This is a genomic window from Veillonella sp. VA142, assembly GCF_003992135.1.
Classification (GTDB): Bacteria; Bacillota; Negativicutes; order Veillonellales; family Veillonellaceae; genus F0422.
Map to the genome: position 1 here is coordinate 13,532 of NZ_RQVN01000020.1, position 17,577 is coordinate 31,108.

General features: G+C 40.5%; 15 protein-coding genes and 1 tRNA gene. 11 read left to right on the forward strand and 5 right to left on the reverse strand.

Going from position 1 to position 17,577, the window contains the following annotated elements; genetic code table 11:
* Positions 1–15 precede the first annotated feature (15 nt).
* The 7 genes from meaB to gltB all read left to right on the forward strand — a co-directional run bounded on the left by meaB (position 16) and on the right by gltB (position 11,152).
* On the forward strand, positions 16–1,200 hold the full coding sequence (meaB, locus tag EO117_RS07430) for a methylmalonyl Co-A mutase-associated GTPase MeaB (RefSeq protein ID WP_126939843.1): 1,185 nt from the start codon (positions 16–18) through the stop codon (positions 1,198–1,200).
* A 315-nt stretch (positions 1,201–1,515) separates the two neighbouring features.
* Entirely contained in the window at positions 1,516–2,958 is a 1,443-nt protein-coding gene (locus EO117_RS07435; RefSeq protein ID WP_126939844.1) for a [FeFe] hydrogenase, group A, read from the forward strand.
* A gap of 412 nt (positions 2,959–3,370) precedes the next feature.
* A complete protein-coding gene (locus tag EO117_RS07440) occupies positions 3,371–3,742 on the forward strand; it encodes a hypothetical protein (protein WP_126939845.1) in 372 nt (123 codons plus the stop codon).
* Entirely contained in the window at positions 3,735–4,148 is a 414-nt protein-coding gene (locus EO117_RS07445; protein ID WP_126939846.1) for a hypothetical protein, read from the forward strand. Before EO117_RS07440 ends, EO117_RS07445 begins: the two co-directional genes overlap by 8 nt.
* A 164-nt stretch (positions 4,149–4,312) precedes the next feature.
* A complete protein-coding gene (locus EO117_RS07450) occupies positions 4,313–4,891 on the forward strand; it encodes a hypothetical protein (RefSeq protein WP_126939847.1) in 579 nt (192 codons plus the stop codon).
* Between the two features lie 346 nt (positions 4,892–5,237).
* Positions 5,238–6,257 (forward strand): branched-chain amino acid aminotransferase, encoded by a 1,020-nt coding sequence (locus EO117_RS07455; protein ID WP_126939848.1) that lies wholly within the window; start codon positions 5,238–5,240, stop codon positions 6,255–6,257.
* A gap of 308 nt (positions 6,258–6,565) precedes the next feature.
* Positions 6,566–11,152, forward strand: a complete 4,587-nt coding sequence (gene gltB, locus EO117_RS07460) for a glutamate synthase large subunit (protein WP_371413095.1) — start codon at positions 6,566–6,568, stop codon at positions 11,150–11,152.
* Between the two features lie 173 nt (positions 11,153–11,325).
* Here the strand turns inward: gltB and EO117_RS07465 are convergent, their stop codons facing one another.
* On the reverse strand, positions 11,326–12,015 hold the full coding sequence (locus EO117_RS07465; protein ID WP_126939849.1) for a GntR family transcriptional regulator: 690 nt from the start codon (positions 12,013–12,015) through the stop codon (positions 11,326–11,328).
* Complete coding sequence (gene ispE / locus EO117_RS07470) at positions 12,012–12,896, reverse strand: 4-(cytidine 5'-diphospho)-2-C-methyl-D-erythritol kinase (protein ID WP_126939850.1); 885 nt, start codon at positions 12,894–12,896, stop codon at positions 12,012–12,014. Before ispE ends, EO117_RS07465 begins: the two co-directional genes overlap by 4 nt.
* 336 nt (positions 12,897–13,232) lie before the next feature.
* Here ispE and EO117_RS07475 point away from each other — a divergent pair, with 336 nt between their 5' ends.
* The 4 genes from EO117_RS07475 (at position 13,233) to EO117_RS07490 (ending at position 15,560) form a co-directional block, all read left to right on the forward strand.
* On the forward strand, positions 13,233–14,048 hold the full coding sequence (locus EO117_RS07475) for an Rpn family recombination-promoting nuclease/putative transposase (protein ID WP_126939851.1): 816 nt from the start codon (positions 13,233–13,235) through the stop codon (positions 14,046–14,048).
* A 61-nt stretch (positions 14,049–14,109) separates the two neighbouring features.
* On the forward strand, positions 14,110–14,607 hold the full coding sequence (tadA, locus tag EO117_RS07480) for a tRNA adenosine(34) deaminase TadA (RefSeq protein ID WP_126939857.1): 498 nt from the start codon (positions 14,110–14,112) through the stop codon (positions 14,605–14,607).
* Positions 14,561–14,651, forward strand: a tRNA-Ser gene (locus EO117_RS07485). The genes tadA and EO117_RS07485 overlap by 47 nt, the downstream gene beginning before the upstream one ends.
* A 66-nt stretch (positions 14,652–14,717) precedes the next feature.
* Positions 14,718–15,560 carry a DUF362 domain-containing protein gene (locus EO117_RS07490; RefSeq protein ID WP_126939852.1) on the forward strand — a complete coding sequence of 281 codons (843 nt, stop codon included), beginning with the start codon at positions 14,718–14,720 and terminating at the stop codon, positions 15,558–15,560.
* 231 nt (positions 15,561–15,791) lie between these two features.
* Here EO117_RS07490 and EO117_RS07495 read toward each other — a convergent pair whose 3' ends face one another.
* The 3 genes from EO117_RS07495 to rpsD form a co-directional block, all read right to left on the reverse strand.
* Positions 15,792–16,112, reverse strand: a complete 321-nt coding sequence (locus EO117_RS07495) for a YnfA family protein (protein WP_197413469.1) — start codon at positions 16,110–16,112, stop codon at positions 15,792–15,794.
* Positions 16,113–16,132: 20 nt separating this feature from the next.
* Positions 16,133–16,678, reverse strand: coding sequence for a hypothetical protein (locus EO117_RS07500; RefSeq protein ID WP_126939853.1), 546 nt, complete (start codon positions 16,676–16,678; stop codon positions 16,133–16,135).
* Positions 16,679–16,804: 126 nt separating this feature from the next.
* Positions 16,805–17,392 (reverse strand): 30S ribosomal protein S4, encoded by a 588-nt coding sequence (gene rpsD / locus EO117_RS07505; RefSeq protein WP_126939854.1) that lies wholly within the window; start codon positions 17,390–17,392, stop codon positions 16,805–16,807.
* Between the last annotated feature and the right edge of the window lie 185 nt (positions 17,393–17,577).

The following is a 17,577-nucleotide window of genomic DNA, read 5'->3' on the forward strand; positions in this document are numbered from 1 at the left end:
AAAGGAGGGTGTCTTATGAGTGATGATACCTATAAGCCTTCTTGGGTTCCTGAGGAGAAAGATGATAAATTCGCATGCCGTGTTATGCGTGGTGTAGATGGTGGTCATGACGGTATGGATGCCCATGTCAATGCACCACAAAAACCAGTAGCCCCTAAGGTAGTAAAACGGAAAAAACTGACTGTTGATGACTATGTGGAAGGGGTACTGGCTGGTAATCGGATGATTCTATCCCGTGCCATTACATTAATTGAGAGTAACGCAGCTGCCCATTTTGAAATGGCACAGCAAGTGATTCAACGCTTATTACCATATACAGGCAAATCTACCCGCGTAGGGATTACAGGGGTGCCTGGGGCTGGTAAATCTACCTTAATTGAAGCGTTAGGCACAAAATTATGTCAAAACGGTCATAAAGTAGCGGTTCTTGCTGTGGATCCATCGAGTACTGTGACAGGCGGTTCTATCCTAGGGGATAAAACACGGATGGAACAATTGTCACGGGAGCCGAATGCATTCATTCGTCCATCGCCATCAGGTGGTACCTTGGGCGGTTTGACCCGTAAAAGTAGAGAAACTTTGCTATTATGTGAAGCGGCTGGATATGATACCATCTTGGTAGAAACTGTGGGAGTAGGTCAAAGTGAAACTACAGTGCGTTCCATGGTAGACTTTTTCTTGCTCGTAGTGCTTACTGGTGCTGGTGATGAATTGCAAGGTATGAAAAAAGGCGTTATGGAATTGGCCGATGCTATTGTCGTAAATAAGGCTGATGGAGATAACTTGCAACGTGCCAAAGTGACACGCCAAGAATACGAACGTATTTTATGGTTCATTCGTGATGCCACGGAGCAATGGACGACCCATGCGTATACATGCTCTGCTTACACTGGGGATGGAATTATGGAATTGTGGCAAGGGGTTATCGAAACATTCATGGAACAATGTAAAGGCAACGGAGTGCTACAAGCACGTCGTCGTGATCAAACTTTGTCGTGGGTATACTCCATGGTGGAAGAACATTTACAAAATTTGTTCTATCGAGCTCCAGAAATTGTGGCTTGCCGAGGAGGTATCGAAGACGCTGTTGTAGAAGGTCGTTTGACACCGACATTGGCGGTACAACAATTTATAAATACATTTACGCAAACAGCCTTGGGGGATCAAGCTAAAAATATCCCATTATTTGAATTGAAATAACATAGAAACAGGAGAGGAAACTCTCCTGTTTTTTGCATGAATACAAGAAATCCTAGTAGTTTTTTGGGTATATGGATTTTGAAAGACATAAAATGAAAAATGCTTAATAAAAATCTAATTATGTGATAAAAGTAACATAAAAACAACATAAATGTACACAATCAATGGATGCACTAAGTTTATTTAGAACTTAAAAGAATAGCAAAATAAATGACCTATAGATTTCTTTTCACAAAGCTAATTATTTGTTATAATATGACGAAAAGTTAATGAATACATAACTAGTATTGTTTACACTATGTGAGGTGCATAATCATGAGTTTCGAAAGTCGATTCCAACATCTTGATCGCCGTGCTCCAATTGCTGAGGATAATGTGGCGATTATTCACGATTTAGAAAAATGTAAGAACTGTACTCTTTGTCGTAAGGCATGTGCTGACACTATGAGCGTGCTTGACTATTATGATTTGGAGGCAACAGGAGATAATCCTATTTGTATCCAATGTGGTCAATGTGCGGTAATTTGCCCATTTGGTGCAATGTACGAACGTACAGAATTAGATAAAGTAAAAGAAGCCATTGCGGATCCAGATAAAATTGTGGTGATTCAAACAGCTCCAGCTGTTCGTGTATCCATTGGTGAGGAATTCGGATTCGAACCTGGTACTTATCAAGAAGGTAAAATGATCGCAGCCCTTCGTTCCCTAGGTGCAGACTATGTAGTTGATACTAACTTCGGCGCTGACTTAACTATCATGGAAGAAGCAAGCGAATTGTTAGAACGTAAATTACATGGCACAGGACCATTGCCACAGTTTACTAGCTGTTGCCCAGCGTGGGTAAAATTCTGTGAAACATTTTTCCCAGAATTTGTACCTCATATCTCATCAGCTCGTAGCTGTATTGCCATGGAATCTGCTATGGTGAAAACATATTTTGCAAAAAATATGAATATTGATCCTAAGAAAATTGTATCCATATCTGTCGCTCCTTGTACTGCTAAAAAAGCAGAAATTCGTCGTCCTGAGCAAAACAATGCGTCTCGTTACAGTGGCGAAGATTTGGGCCCAGATACAGATATCTGTATTACAACACGTGAATTTGCACAATGGATTCGTGAAGCCGAATTAGATTTTGCAGCCCTAGAAGATTCTGCGTACGATAAATTTATCGGCGCTGCTACTGGTGGCGGGGTTATCTTCGGTAACACTGGTGGTGTTATGGAAGCAGCAATGCGTGCCTCCTATAAATTCATCACTGGTGACGAGCCATCTCCAGCTCCACTTCTTAATTTATCTGATGTGCGTGGCATGGATGGTGTGAAAGAAGCATCCGTAGAAATCGGTGGACATACAATTAATGTGGCAGTTTGTCATGGTGGTAAAAATATCCGCGAATTCTTGAATGAATTGAAAGAATCTGGTAAATCCTATGACTTTATCGAAATGATGGCTTGCCCAGGTGGTTGCATCGGCGGTGGTGGACAACCGCGTGCTAAATTACCAGTTGCCAATAAAGTAAAAGGTGAACGTATCGAAGGTCTTTATAACTGGGATGCTAAGATGAAGCTTCGTTCTTCTTATGAAAACCCTGAAATCAAAGATGCCTATGCTAACTTCTTAGAAAAGCCATTAGCACATGTGGCGCATGAATTGTTACATACTACGTATGTAGATCGTAGCGGTGACTTGGGGGCTCGTAAAGATGTGACTCCTGAAACATGCCCAACATCTCCAAAATTTAAAAAGCCGGAATAATTTAGTTAGTAACTTCAACTCCGGTAAGTCAGCGAATGTGTAAGTTGGTTTGCTGCTGAACGAAGTTATTATATAGTCATCTAAGCATGACAACATACTGCAAGACGAAAAGACTCTTATGGGGATCATCCCATAGGAGTCTTTTCTATTCTATTCCATCTCGGGACTTTATCTTGACTTTGGCAAAGGGATGAGCAGGACATATTCCTTCACAAACTGATCCTACGGTAGGTTTGCTCCGGAACATGTCCTGCTCATCTAGGTTTATCTAATGTAGAGAAATACCCTGAGATGATCTACGAATGAGGGTAATTCTAGGAGATGGATAGTTGTTGTGATAAAATATAATTAGATATAAATTGAGAAGTATATGGCTTGTTAGATGTTCTATAGAGAGAATTGGTGGATATAAATGAGGATAAAAGATACTTTCAATCCATATAAACCTATGACTGCAAAAGATTTTTGGAAAAGTCTAGGGTGGATTTTTTTGTGGGGCTGGGGAGTAGGTATACCTGGAGCTATTTTAGAAAAAAATGGAGTAAGCCTTGAGATTTTAGTTGTAATAGCATTATTGTTTGTAGGTGGTATACAGTATTTGTTGTTTCTTTTTATTATCAAACGATTTAGATCTATGCAGATACCACCAATTTGGGCGATTTTAATATTCATTCCTCCTTTTAATGGGTTATGCTTTATACTAGCTGGATTTAGTAGTAATAGTGGTCTTTTTAGGTTTCTAAAAAAGTTAGTACTTCCACTAAAAGAGGTGGATCATGCTTGAATTAGTTAAACTTGCACTTAATACATTGCATGATTATGGTGCTGAAACCGAAGATACTTTGTTTTTCTTTTATCATTGTATAGGGTTGATTCCTTTATGTGTGTATTGTTGGAAATATAAACACGAAGGATATACTGTTTTTACAAATGTAGTGATTCATCTGATACGTATGTTGTTGTTCATCGTGGCTTTTTTTATATATGTTCGTTATGGCTTTACAAATTATTTGATAAAGTGGAACTCTTTAGTGCTGGTTCTATATACGATTGTAGGATATTATTATTGGACACATAAAGAGTTATTGTATTGGTTTAATTCGACAGCGCGCAATATTTTAAAATATATTTTTTATAGTGCTGTTTGTATCGAGGGTATATATATACTTACTAAATGGTGGAATGTATAAATTTTCTGCTAGAATCTAAAAAGAGAAAGGGGGAAATCCATTGGCACGTATAGTTTCTATGGAAGCGATTTCGGAAAAGTAGAAGTTGATGTAGTATACATAGAGGTGAAAGTGATTTGATAAACCAAAAGTATGTAGAACGTAGGAAATCTCCTATATTGGTGATGTGGCAAGTTGAGGGATACATAGATTCCTATTATGAACGGATAGAGGGGATCAAGCTAATAGAAAATTCTGCAGCAGTGATGGATAATCTTCTTATTAAAATTGTGGAAGATAGACCTAATGAGAAAAAATATGTGTATAGTTTTTATGCTAATCATACAGATATAGCAAAAGCTGATATGATGATTCTTCATGAAATGTGTTGGGATAAAGCGACTGATATACATACCTTGCGGAATGATAGTGCGTTGAGGAATCATGTACGAAAGATAGGTCATGGAGAAGGTGTACCTACTGTGACGGACTCTTTTTATATAATTGATGTGGAGAAAATACAAAAGGTTCATGATATCGCTACTAGTTTGCTTCATCAAATATCTGCAGATGAAGAGAGCGAGGGGGCTGAAACAAAGAGGTTTTATGTAGAAGTATATCAATCTACTAATGCTGGATATCTATCAGGAGGGGCTTGGATTGCACACAGTATTTTAGAAAAGATATATAAGAATACAGGTTGGGAAGAAGTAAAAGGCAAGGAGTTAACACTTGATGAGCTTGTATGTATTCAATCAATGTAAGTTTTCATAAATCATGACTTAGAAACTTACTTGAAAAGAACTGCCTGGTAAGGTGATTTGTGAATTAATCCTAGGATTGCTTGCTATAGTGAAACTAATGTGATAAATAAATGGGGAACTTTTTTAGAAAAATAGAACAAAAAAGTTCCCCAATGTTAGAGTAGAACAAACAATTAGAATCTACTTTACCTTTTAAGTCTGTACTCTTGTGCATTTTCCGCGTTGGGTGTATAATAGTTCTTATATAAAATACAAATCAGTGGTCGTTCATATGATGTAGAGGACTGGGAGGATACCTATATATACTTTCACAGTTTTCACAGGTATGAAAGGATAGGAGGACAGTATGGCAAAGATTGATATGAACAATTTAGATTTTAGTTATAAAGAAACGCCATTCCGTTATGTGTCTAATTTCAAAAATGGTCAATGGGATGAAGGCGGTTTAACGGGTGAGGCGAATATTGTCCTCAACGAATGTGCTGGTGTATTCCAATATGCGCAAACGATTTTTGAAGGTTTGAAAGCATATTACACGAAAGATGGTCACATTGTGTGTTTCCGTCCAGATTTAAATGCTGATCGGATGTATGATTCTGCAAAATACCTTGTGATGCAACCATTCCCAACAGATCGTTTCATCGAGGCAGTAAAAGAAGTGGTTAAAGCGAACCAAGAGTTTGTGCCTCCATATAGCACAGGTGGCAGTTTGTATCTTCGTCCATTCCTAATGGGTATTAACAGCGTTATCGGTGTGAAACCGGCAGATGAGTTTCAATTCCGTATTTTTGGTACTCCTGTAGGGGATTATTTTAAAGGCGGTGTGAAACCACTGAAAATCCAAGTTTCCGATTTTGACCGTGCAGCACCACATGGTACAGGTCATATTAAAGCGGGCTTGAACTATGCTATGAGCTTGCATGCGCTAGAAGCAGCGCATGAAGCAGGTTATGCAGAAAATCTATATTTGGATCCACAAACTCGTACAAAGGTAGAAGAAACTGGTGGAGCGAACTTTATTTTCATCACTAAGGATGACAAATTAGTAACACCTAAATCAAATAGTATTCTTCCATCTATTACACGTCGTTCTTTGATGTATGTGGCTGAACATTATTTGGGCATGACGGTGGAACATCGTGAAGTATATAAAGAAGAATTGAAAGACTTCGCTGAATGCGGTCTGTGCGGTACAGCAGCTGTTATTTCTCCTGTAGGAATGGTACATTCCAAAGAAGAAGATATCTTCTTCCCAAGTGGCATGGATGAAATGGGGCCAACGTTAACAAAATTGCGTGAAACATTGCTTGGCATTCAACATGGTGAGATCGAAGCACCAGAAGGCTGGATTGTTCGCATCGTATAATAGAATACTTTTACAATGACGTAAACGCATGGTTACCCTAGGGTAGCTGTGCGTTTTCTTGTAATAGTAAACATATATGTAGTATAGAGGCAGGTCATCTACAGCGGTTTGGGTTTATGAGATGCGTTGAATGGGATGAAATTGTTAAGAATACATGTATACATGATGGATATGTATTGAAAAATGCTATAATTTTTGCTAGTATAGTATACAGTTCTATATTCTATAGAATTAGAACTTTCAGCATATGTATACCTAGTGTTAAGTACGCTAGTGTAGTGATAGAGAGCCTACAGGAGGAGAGGGTTATGATGGAAATGAGTACTATTGCAAAACAGCAGGAGGAGCAGCGCCATTTGGAAGCGAATGGTTTATATAGCTCCCAATTTGAAAAAGATGCGTGCGGTATGGGTTTTGTAGTCAATATTAAAGGTAAAAAATCCCACGATATTATCGATGATGGCTTGCGTATTCTTGAGCGTTTGGAGCACCGTGGTGGTGCTGGCGCCGATAAGGATACTGGCGATGGAGCGGGCATCTTAGTGCAAATTCCACATGACTTTTTCCGCCGCGAGTGCGAAGTGTTGGGTATCCATTTACCACCTGCAGGGGACTATGGTGTGGGTATGGTGTTTGCTCATAAGTACGAAACATTGCGAAATGAGCAAAAACGCATCCTAGAAGAGGTAGTCCGTGAAGAAGGACAAATCGTATTGGGCTGGCGTGAGGTGCCGGTAGATTCTACAGCAGTTGGTCATGAGGCGGCCTTGATTCGCCCTTGGATGATCCAAATCCTCATTGGTAAAGGTCCAGATGTGACAAACCAAGCAGAGTTTGAACGCAAATTATATATGATTCGTAAAGTTGCAGAAAAACGCATCGTCCCATTGAGTAAAGAAATGAGTAGCGATTTCTACATTGCCTCTTTGTCTTCTAAAACAATCGTTTATAAAGGTATGTTGACGCCAGTGCAATTACGAAACTTTTACCTAGATTTGAATGATTTAGATTTCACCTCTGCCTTGGCGATGGTTCATTCTCGTTTTAGCACGAATACATTTCCAAGCTGGGCACGGGCCCATCCTAACCGTTATTTAGTACATAATGGGGAAATTAACACTATCCGTGGTAACGTGAACTGGATCAATGCTCGCGAAGGAAAAGCAGAGTCTCCTTTGTTCCCAGATATTAAAAAGGTGTTCCCTGTGGTTGATGATACAGGGTCTGACTCCGCTATGTTTGACAATACCCTTGAGTTCTTGCATATGACAGGCCGTAGCTTGCCGCATGCTATCATGATGATGATTCCAGAACCATGGGAACGCAATACTTTGATGAGCCAAGAAAAACATGACTTCTATGAGTTCAATAGTTTTATGATGGAACCATGGGATGGACCGGCTGCCATGGGCTTTACAGACGGTACTGTTATTGGTGGTGTCTTAGATAGAAATGGCTTGCGCCCTGCACGCTATTATGTGACTGCTGACGATCGTGTGATTATGGCGTCGGAAGTAGGCGTAGTGAACGAAGCAGACGATATGATTCGTGCCAAAGGTCGTTTAGAGCCAGGTAAAATGCTCTTAATCGACACAGAAGAAGGCCGTATTATTTCTGATGAAGAAATTAAACAACGAGTAGCTACAGAATTGCCGTACCATGAGTGGGTGAAAGAACATGTGATCCACTTGTCGGAGATTCAACAAGCTACGGAAGATAGCATCCCAGAGGTAGGGAACTTGTTCATGCAACAACAAGTATTCGGTTATACCCAAGAAGATTTGGTGCGTATGATTATCCCGATGGCGAAAGACGGAAAAGATCCAGTTGGTTCTATGGGGGCTGATGCACCGCTAGCAATCTTGTCGGACAAACCGCAAATGTTGTACTCCTATTTCAAACAACTATTTGCACAGGTGACAAATCCACCAATCGATGCTATCCGTGAAGAAATGGTAACTTCCACACGAGTGATGCTAGGCAATAGCGGTAATTTAACAGATCCTAACAAAGTGGGCACCTACGCTGTATCCATGCGGACGCCTATTATGACGAACCAAGAATTGGCAAGTATTAAACAATTGGACTGCCGTCGCATGAAATCTGTGACCTTGTCCATCTTGTTTGATCCTGCCAAAGGTGCGGAAGGTATGAAAGAAGCCTTAGACCGTTTGTGTAAAGATGCAGAGGAAGCAGCTCGCACAGACCAAAACGTGTTGATCTTGTCTGACCGTGGTGTGGATGAACACCATGCGCCAATCCCTGCGTTATTGGCAGTGGCAGCAGTGCACAATCACTTAATTAACACCGTGTTGCGCACAGAAATGGGCTTAATCTTAGAATCCGGGGAACCTCGTGAAGTACATCATTTCTGTACATTGTTAGGCTATGGTGTAACAGCGATTAACCCGTATGTAGCATTAGCAACAGTTCGTGAGTTACAAGCCACAAATCGATTGGGAGACCTTACCCCAGAAGAAGCAGAAGCCAATTATATTAAAGCCGCTGTATCTGGTATTATGAAAGTCATGTCGAAAATGGGTATCTCCACTGTACGCAGTTACCATGGAGCACAAATCTTTGAGGCATTGGGCTTGAATACAAACTTTATTAGTACCTATTTCCCTAATACACCAACACGCATTGGCGGCATCGGTTTAGGTGGTGTAGCCCATGAAACATTGGAACGATTCCAACGAGCTTTCAAAGAGGATGTGAAAGTCCTTGAACCGGGTGGTTGGTATGGTCCGATGAAAGATGGGGAAGAGCATCTGTTTAACCCAGACACAATTAAGTTATTACAAACCTCCTTAATCGAAGGGGATTACAATACGTACAAAGAATACTCCAAAATGATTCGCGAGGATTATCACGTAACCTTGCGTAGCTTGATGGAATTAAACTTCCCAGTAGGTGGCGGTATTCCTGTGGAAGAAGTGGAACCAGTGGAAGACATTGTAAAACGCTTCAAAGCGGGTGCTATGAGCTATGGTGCGATCAGTAAAGAGGCTCATGAGACGATTGCAATTGCTATGAACCGATTGGGATCCACGTCGAACTCCGGGGAAGGCGGCGAAGATACAAGTCGATTTGTTCTCGACGCCAATGGAGATAATCGTAATAGTGAGGTAAAACAAATTGCATCTGGTCGTTTTGGGGTGACTACAAATTACTTGGTACATGCCAAAGAATTGCAAATCAAATGTGCGCAAGGGGCGAAACCAGGTGAAGGTGGACAATTGCCAGGCAAAAAGGTATATCCAGAGATTGGTAAAGCTCGTCACTCTACGCCAGGGGTAGAGCTCGTATCCCCTCCACCACATCATGATATTTACTCTATCGAAGATTTGGCCGAATTGATTTATGATTTGAAATGTGTTAACCCAAGTGCAGCGATTTCTGTAAAATTGACATCCGAAGCTGGAGTAGGTACTATTGCTGCAGGGGTAGCCAAAGCGAAAGCAGACAGCATCCTCATCTCTGGCTATGATGGAGGTACTGGTGCGGCCGGTCGTACATCTGTGAAACATGCGGGTGTACCATGGGAATTGGGACTTTCAGAAACACATCAAACCTTGATGTTAAATCGTTTGCGTGACCGTGTACAATTGGAAGTAGATAGTAAGCTCATGACTGGTTATGATGTAGCTATCGCAGCCTTGTTAGGGGCGGAATTGTTTGGATTTGGTACCTTGCCATTAGTGGCAGTAGGCTGTCGTATGGCGCGGGTTTGCCACATGAATACATGTCCGTATGGCGTGGCAACACAAGATGAAAAATTGCGTGCTAAATTTACAGGTAAACCAGAATATGTGGAAAATTTGATGAAGTTTATCGCCCAAGAGTTGCGTGAAATCATGGCTCGTTTAGGGATCCGCAGCGTGCGTGAATTAGTAGGCCGTATCGATTTGGTACGCCAACGTTCCCAAGACGATAATTTCAAATTGTCTCGTGTTGACTTAAAACGAATCTTGTTCAAACCATATACAGATGCCTCTGTAGGTCATTTACACAGCATCGACCAAGACCATGAATTGGACCGTACGTTGGATGTGAAAAAATTACTTCGTATGTGCCGTCCAGCTTTGGATGAACAAAAGCCAATTCGTGCGAAATTGGCCATCAATAATGTGAATCGTGTAGTAGGCACCTTGGTTGGAGGTGAGGTGGTTCGTCGTTACGGCGAAGCAGGCTTGCCGGATAATACAATTAAATTGAACTTCGTTGGCTCTGCAGGTCAAAGTTTTGGTGCTTTTATCCCGAATGGTATGACCTTAGAACTGGAAGGGGATGCGAACGATTACCTTGGTAAAGGCTTATCTGGTGGTACTATCATTGCATACCCACCAAAAGCAGCTACGTATGAAGCGCATGAAAACATCTTAATCGGCAATGTAGCATTCTATGGGGCTACTTCCGGTGCTGCCTATATCAATGGTGTGGCTGGGGAACGGTTCTGCGTTCGTAACAGCGGTATCACAGCCGTTGTAGAAGGCGTGGGCGACCACGGTTGTGAATACATGACCGGTGGTGAAGTTCTTGTCCTTGGCCGTGTGGGTCGTAACTTTGGCGCTGGCATGTCTGGTGGCTATGCGTACGTGCTTGATCTAGATGGACGCTATTGTAATACTGGACTTGTGGAACTTCGTAAACCAAGTGAAAGTGATTTAGCACGAATCCATGAGTTAGTACAACAACATGTATTGCATACGAACTCGAAACAAGGTCGTCATATGTTAGAAAATTGGGTGTTGTATAAAGACCGCTTTACTAAAATCGTGCCAACAGCCTACGAAGAAATGCAACAAAGTATTGCTCACTTCCAAGGGGAAGGTATGGCATTAGAAGAAGCGCAATTGGCAGCATTTAAAGCGAAATATATGAGTGGGAAATAAGTCATATCGTAGACAGATATTAGCTATGCCATGGTTGAATAAGAATATAAAAAGGAATGGAACTGATGCTTCAGAACCATTCCTTTTTTGTGTAGATGCCATGCTAATATGATTACATGTATATATAAAGAAATAGAAAAGGCTCCATAGGGGCCTTTCTATAGAGTATGTAATTATTCCTCATGTCCTTTGAGCTGCATACCAGCAAGTAATGTTTTTTCAGATTCTTCCATATGGATACGAGCAATATGGCGAGCTCGGTCTACATCTCTATCAGAAATAGCCTCCACCAGTTGACGATGTTCGTCCCACGTTTTTGCAAGACGACCTGTTTGGCTCATAGACAAGGTACGGAAACGCAAAGTTTGCTCCCGTAGATTGTGAATCATTTCAACAAGGCGATCATTACGAGATGCTTTATACAGAATTTCGTGGAATAGAATATCGGCCTGTACGACTTTATCGAGATTTTTTTCATTCATGTAGTTGCCGATTTCTACAAGATGTTGTTCTAAGGCTTCAATTTCTTCGTTGGTAATACGCTCTGCTGCTAGTTCTGCGGCTAGTTCTTCTAAGATTGAGCGAAGTTCAAATACTTCTGTTACATCTTTTAAACTCATATCCGCCACATAGGTACCTCGTCGTGGAATCATGACAATGAGCCCTTCTTGCTCTAAAATACGAATGGCTTCTCGTATCGGTGTACGACTGACACCTAGCTCTTCTGCGAGGGGAATTTCCATCAGTCGTTCGCCCGGCGGTAAAATACCATCACGAATGGCTTGGCGCAAGGCATCGCTAACAATTTCACGAAGTGGTTTATATGCATCTAAACGAATAGGTTGTAAACGTGGTGTATTCATCGCAGAGCCTCCTCATCATGTGTTTTCGTAATTAGTGAAAGCCAGTTATGACCAGCTTGTTTGATTTCTTCTTGTAATCGAATGGCATCCAGTGCTTTTTCCAATAGAACCACCATAGTAGGACCGCTACCAGTCATGATGGTAGGGAATCCACGGCCTAAGAAGAATTGTTTACAGGCTACAAGCTCTGGATGGATAGGGAAGATTAATTCTTCAAAGGTATTATCACTCGCCATGAAAGCCTGACGAAAGTCTTTGGCATTCATATGTGTGGTAACAGTATCCATCGTATTTGAAGTAACACGAGAAGTCCCCGGGAATCTTCCGTAAGCTTCTACTGTGGAAATGCTCACTTCTGGTTTTACGATTAGTAGCCATTGAGCGCTACTAGTTGGTAAGACTTCTAATTGTTCTCCTCGACCAGTGCCACGGGCAGTACCACCTTTCAGTAAGAAAGGTACGTCAGAACCGAGTTTAGTTGCCATGGTCAATAGTTCCTCATCGGTTAAGCGAAGATCCCAAAATTTGTTAAGACCTAGTAGCATAGCGGCACCGTCACCACTGCCACCGCCCATACCAGCACAAGGGGGAACTCGTTTTAACAAATGAATGGCAGCCCCTTGGGTACAGCCCGTATAGTCTTGCACCATACGAAGCGCTTTCATAGCAATATTGCTTTCTGTATAGGGGATTAATTGTGCCATATAATAAGGCAGTTCAGGCGCATCGCCAGAGAACACCACGGAATGGTGGCGTGCGAAATAGAGGGAATCCCCTAAGAAAATAGATTGAAAAATGGTATCTATATCGTGGTACCCATCATCACGTTTGCCCGTGATAGCTAGGCCTACATTGATTTTACTAAAAGCTCGTTGTTCCATAAGATTGTCACCTCAGTGAAGTCATCGAAAATGTTTACATGTGTTTTTTATTATATCATATATTGAGGGTGAAAATCCTTGTAAGATAAAATAGCTTTAGTGTATGTCTAACCATTGCGAGGATATAGTTTAATAGATAAATTAAAAGAGAGCCAATTTAGCAAACCGCTTTTTGGTTCTCTTTTGTATTTTTTATCTACTCAACAGTAAATGTTGACTGTTAGGAGTGTAAAAAAGGGTTTAATTATTTTTATATGGAATACTTTCACTAGTTGGCAAGGCGGTGCTATCACTGGATAGACCTGTATGGTATAATTTAAGAAAGGAAGGAATTCCATGTACATTAAGTCATTTGATGAACTAACATTCCAAGATAATTTTATCTTTCAGAAGGTGATGTTAAAAAAACACATTTGCAAGGCTGTATTAGAACGGTTGTTAGACATTTCAATTAAGGACATCGTATATATCCATGAAGAGAAAAATCTGGATGTACGGTGGGATACTAAAAGTGTACGTCTTGATGTGTTTGTGAATGATGATAAAGGAACCGTATTCAATATTGAAATGCAAACTAGTAAGGACATGGAAGAATTGGTGAAACGGACGCGGTTTTATCAAAGTATTTTAGATATGTATCACATTCAAAAAGGCAAAAAATATACGACACTGAATGATTCGTATATTATTTTTATTTGTACATTCCCAGTGTTTACGGGCAATCGTCATAAGTATACCTTCAAAAACGTTTGTATCGAAGACCATGGCATTGCTTTAAACGATGGTGCCGCAAAATTATTTTTGAGTACAAAGGGAACACAAAATGATGTATCAAACCCGTTGCAAGCGTTTTTAGACTACATTGATGGACAGGAAGCAACGGATGAGTTGTTGCGAGATATTGATGATGCTGTACATGAGGTCAAGCATTGTGAAGCGTGGAAGGAGGAATACTCGATGTTATCCATGGATCATTATAAATATTGGAAAGAGGGCGTGGCTGAGGGCATTGCAGAAGGTCTTGCTCAAGGTAAAAGTGAAGTTGTTATTCAGATGTTACGTAAGCAATTATCCTTAGAAATGATTGCAGAGGTTACTAACTTTACATTAGAAGAAGTAAGGAAGATTGCCAAAGAGCATGCGTTGATGTAGTAGAATCGTATACGTGTATAGTATTCTATTGTGTAGCGGTAATGGGAAAGGAAGTGATTGTATGACTGATGAAAAGTATATGCGTGAAGCTTTGGTAGAAGCACGTAAGGCCTATGATATGGGGGAGATCCCTATTGGTGCCGTCCTAGTGCATGAAGGCAAGATTATCAGCCGTCATCACAATCGTCGTGAGATTGACCATGATGCGACGGCCCATGCAGAGGTCCTAGTCATCCGTGAAGCGAATGCTATGCTTGAAAGGTGGCGGTTGACCGGTTGCACGCTTTATGTTACGATAGAGCCGTGCCCTATGTGTGCTGGTGCTATTATTAACAGTCGCATCGATCGCGTTGTCTATGGCAGTAGCGATTATAAGGGCGGTGCGGTAGAATCTTTGTTCAATGTACTTTCACATCCAAATCTAAACCACGAGCCACAGGTGTTGGCAGGGGTGTTGCAAGACGAATGCAGTCAAATTATGAAAGATTTTTTCAAAGAACGCCGTCGTATACGGAGAGGTACTCAAGTGGCTGAAGAGTCCGCACTCGAAATGCGGTAGGTTAGGAAACTGGCGCGGGGGTTCAAATCCCCCTCTCTCCGCCAAAGTAAGGGCTGTGTCAGTAGATGCAGCCCTTTTTTACAAAATAACGTAGTTGTAGGAGGCATGATATGGAAGTATATTACTCCCCTTTACAAGAGGTTAATCAAGAATTAATCCATAAACGATTAGATTTTTTATTGCGAAAAATCGGTTTTGATGAAATTGGTTGTGCTGGGAAAAAAGTGGCATTACTTCGCAATGATTTACATAGTGACTATGAGGCCTATGAAACAGTAGTGGCTTACATGAAAGACCGCATTGAGTCCGAAGGGGGCACGGTGGTCTATGTAGATGAGCCTAGCAACAATTCTCGTAAGGTCATCATTCCTGATGGTGAATCTGTGAAAGTAGCCTATATCGATGAACGCATTGCGACTAGCGATGTGGTTATTTCCGTAAATCATATTAAAGCGAATGAGTACAGCGGATTTTCTGGCGCTGTGAACAACACAGGATGGTATTCTGCCAGCTTAGAAGGCCGTCGTGAATTGGTGGCGTTAACAGGGACAGAGCATCATAAAGCAGTGGCGGAATATGCAGCAGCTGCTACTAGAAATCGTCAACGATTCCATGTAGGGGTGGCGATGGATATCGTGGCTGATTATGTGAACCAAGACAAGCTGAAAGAGGCTGGTGCGACCAATGAAATCGTAGGCAACTTAGGTATTGTTGTATCCTATGACATGGTAGCTATGGATGAGGCGTTGGGCGATATTATTACTCAAGCAACACCAGTAGAAAACGGCGTGTTGAGCACAGTGGAAAAACGCACATGGGATTATTTCAAAGATATTTCTCCTCATAGCGAATGGCAAGCCATCTTACTTCGTGCGGATCGCATGGGATTGGGTACACGTTCCTATGCTCTTGTGAAAGACGAAGAACTCATTTTCTATGGTGAAAAAATTTAATAGAATGTAGTTAGAATTATAGACAGCTTTGATGAACTGTAGAAAGTATAGTTTCTGATACTAATAAAAAATCTCTAGTTTGAGCGAGTGCATGAGGCACGGCTTTGACTAGAGATTTTTGCATATTTATATATAGGATGTGTTGAATGTATTCGTAATAAATATATCAATAAAGGGATACATTGTGAGGTAATGATTATAACGAATTAGGGTTGATTGTATATACATATATTACCGAGGATAGTACATAATAATCAGTACCCCAATAATGGAGACGATACCGCCAATGATATCGTACCGATCAGGAGTAATGCCGTCCACATAATAGCCCCATAAAATAGAAAGGGCGATGAAGATACCACCGTAGGCGGCGTATACTTTACCGAAGGGCGCTTCTTGTAAGGTAGGAATAATACCATAAATGATGAGAGTAATAGCTCCAGCGAGCATATACCATGGGCTTTTGTCATCTTTCAGATAAAGCCATACTAAATAGCCACCGCCGATTTCGGCAATGCCAGCTAGAATGAAGTAAAATATTGATAAGAGAATTTGTGACATAGTGGTTACCTTTAAAATAACTGACCTTTAGAAGGTGGATTAAAATACATGTTGTAAGATTTGTAAAAACTATATAATGCTGACATGTACGAAGGTAAGAAGATATCGGTTTTTAAAGGGATGTACATTGAGTTAGATAAATTATATTGGTGATAAGTTTCTTGGATACTTCCATCATAATTGAAAACTGCAGCACCTTTAATTTGGGATTTTATACCTGTGTCTTTTTTTATACGAGCGGTTACTTCTTCAGGTGTAATAAATTTTTTTACTAAAGAATTTACAGATTGATTGTAATTATAAAAGAAAATGTTATCAAGTTGCATTATTACAGTTTTGTCATAAGCAACAATATAAGTGGTTGCGTTAATAGTATAGTAAGGCGGATTATATCTCATTACACTTATTGAATTAATATCGATATACTCTTCACCTAATGAATTAGCTTGGACTAGTTTATATCTTTCAGGTGAATTTCTCAACTCATCTAATGAAACGGCAAATGCTGATGTTGTAACGAGCGAAAAAATCACTAGTAGAAGAAACAGTTTTTTCATAATCGCACCTCGCTTACTACATAATAAATGATATGTACTTTCATTATATAAACTACCCACAATAATTTCAACTACTAGGGCATAAAAAAAGCAACCAATCCGAAGACTGGTTGCTGTAGTATCCTATTATTTGGAGTACAATTCGACGATGAGTGTCTCGTTTACTTCGATAGGAAGTTCTTCACGCTCAGGAAGGCGAGTTAATGTGCCTTGGAAAGCGTCAAGATTTTTTTCGATGTAAGGAAGTTCAAAAGAACGAAGTTCTTGGAAGTTCACTTTGAACATTTCGTTGTCACGGCTAGCTTCACGAAGCTCGATTACATCACCTGGTTTACATTGGTAAGAAGGGATGTCAACGCGTTTGCCGTTAACAAGGATGTGGCCGTGGTTTACCATTTGACGAGCTTGACGAATGGAGTTACCGAAGCCAATGCGATATACAAGGTTGTCCAAACGGCATTCCAACAATTTCAACATGTTTTGGCCTGTAACACCGTGCATTTTTTTCGCTTTATCGTAATAGCGTACGAACTGGCGTTCTAGCAAGTTGTAGTATGCTTTAACTTTTTGTTTTTCTAATAGTTGAAGACCATATTCAGACATTTTCTTTTGACGTTGGTCTTTTTTTACACGTTTTAAAGCCTTCGCGTGACCGAAAACGTTCACACCGAAGCGACGGCATAACTTAAATCGTGCTTCTCTTCTCGTTGCCATGTGATTATCACCTCATAGATTAATATAACTTTGCACAAATTGTGCTCGTTTATTATACCTTATGAAATTGAAAAAGTCAAAGGGCTATAACCATTGTCAAGGGCCGTGTATGAACGACATATGATATTGTCATAGTATAAACACAAATGAATTTGTCAATGCATAGTACAATCTATATATACAGA